At 46.4% G+C, this 1,569-nt stretch carries 2 protein-coding genes; one reads left to right on the forward strand and one right to left on the reverse strand.

The genetic code is table 11. The features are described from left to right. On the reverse strand, positions 1–959 hold a 959-nt coding region (locus M0413_RS22550; protein WP_283771996.1), incomplete at its 3' end, for a carboxyl transferase domain-containing protein. A 122-nt stretch (positions 960–1,081) separates the two neighbouring features. Between M0413_RS22550 and M0413_RS22555 the strand changes: the two genes are divergently transcribed. Further along, on the forward strand, positions 1,082–1,569 hold a 488-nt coding region (locus tag M0413_RS22555), incomplete at its 3' end, for a LysR family transcriptional regulator (RefSeq protein ID WP_249555735.1).

Genomic DNA, 1,569 nt, shown 5'->3' on the forward strand with positions numbered 1-1,569 from the left:
TTAAGGAAACGCGCTAAACTGCGGTCATAGTGCTCACGTAAATCTTTAGATTCACGTACAAAGTTCACTGCTGCGCGCTCAACCGCTTCGATACTACTGATAATCGCGCGGCGTAAATTGTGCTGACGCTCGTCACGGTCACCTGGAGAAAAATCGATAATGCCATCGATACAACCGGCGGTGTAAAGCTCTTCTGGAGACACGCCCACAGACTTAGCACATTCCTGCCATGACAGGTTGTACTTACGAGCGATACTTTGTAGACCTTGAGGTTGAATGGTGTTGAAAATACCATCGCGCAGCGATAACAAAATGTTCGCCGCCGCTAAAGGAATCGCACCACCCGAGTAACCCGCACCGATAACGATACCGACTGTCGGTACGTCAACGTTGGCACTCTCGGCAATCGCCTTAGAAATAGAATGTGCTTGGTTTTGGCTGTTGGCCACTTCGCCTGCATCGGCCCCAGGGGTATCGATTAAATAGACGATTGGCATAGACAATTCGGCAAAATGACGAATCGCTTTACAGGCGGCATAATGATGCTCAGGCATCCATGCACCGTTAGCCGTTGTGCGCTCTTGAGCAATAAAGCCGATACGACGAGTGCGAGAACCGAAATTCAACTCGACCTCAGCACTGTAGAAAGAGCCCAAGTGAGTTTCGGTAATCAAGCGCCCCTTTAGGTCCGCAATGATACGTTTAGCACCAGGACGACCTTTGTCTTGGGTCGGTTGGATCACTTTTGCGACGTAACCGTCAACATCTAACGATGCCAAATCTTTTAAATTTGCCTGAATGGCATCTTCATTTAAAAGACCTTTAATTTCTTCTGATAAGCTCTGTTTACTGTGTTTTGGAAACAGAGAAAAATCCTTTGCCAAATGCTCGGCCTGTAAAAAAAGCGGATCGGGCGTTTGGGCTTGAGTCATGTGTTTGGGCTGATTATTGCTGGTCATCAAAAGATCCTCTGCTTTAGCCTCTGAAAATTTTTAGCCAATAAATATAACTTTGTTATCCCGCCAAATGCCATTAAACTGCATAAGACGCTATGTTCCAAATATGAGACAGTGGGAAAAACATGCCAGATTTAAACGGTATGATGCTATTTGCAGCCGTAGTGAGAGCAAAGGGATTCTCCCAAGCTGCACGTGAAACCGGCCACCCAAAATCCACCATAAGTCGCAAAATCGCGCAGCTTGAAGAACAACTAGGCGTGCGATTGTTACAACGCGACACCCGTAACCTGAGTCTTACCCAAGTCGGGGCACTCTTTTATCAACACTGTGATTCCATTCGCAATGAGGTGGAAGCGGCCAAGGCTGTTATCGAGAGTACCCATGATGATGTATCAGGATCATTACGGATAGCCATTCCGGTCTCTTTTAGCCAAGAATTAATTGCTAACCTCTGTAGCGGATTCATGCGTTTATATCCCAATGTGGAATTAGATGTCCAGTTTACCGACAACGATATCGGTTTGGTGGGTGAAGGATATGACATAGCTATCAAATATGGACCACTGCAATCCTCTGATCTTGTTGCAAGATTACTGTTCGAGCGTCAACC

The sequence above is a fragment of the Shewanella sp. 8A genome, from assembly GCF_023475945.1.
GTDB classification, from domain to species: Bacteria; Pseudomonadota; Gammaproteobacteria; order Enterobacterales; family Shewanellaceae; genus Shewanella; species Shewanella xiamenensis.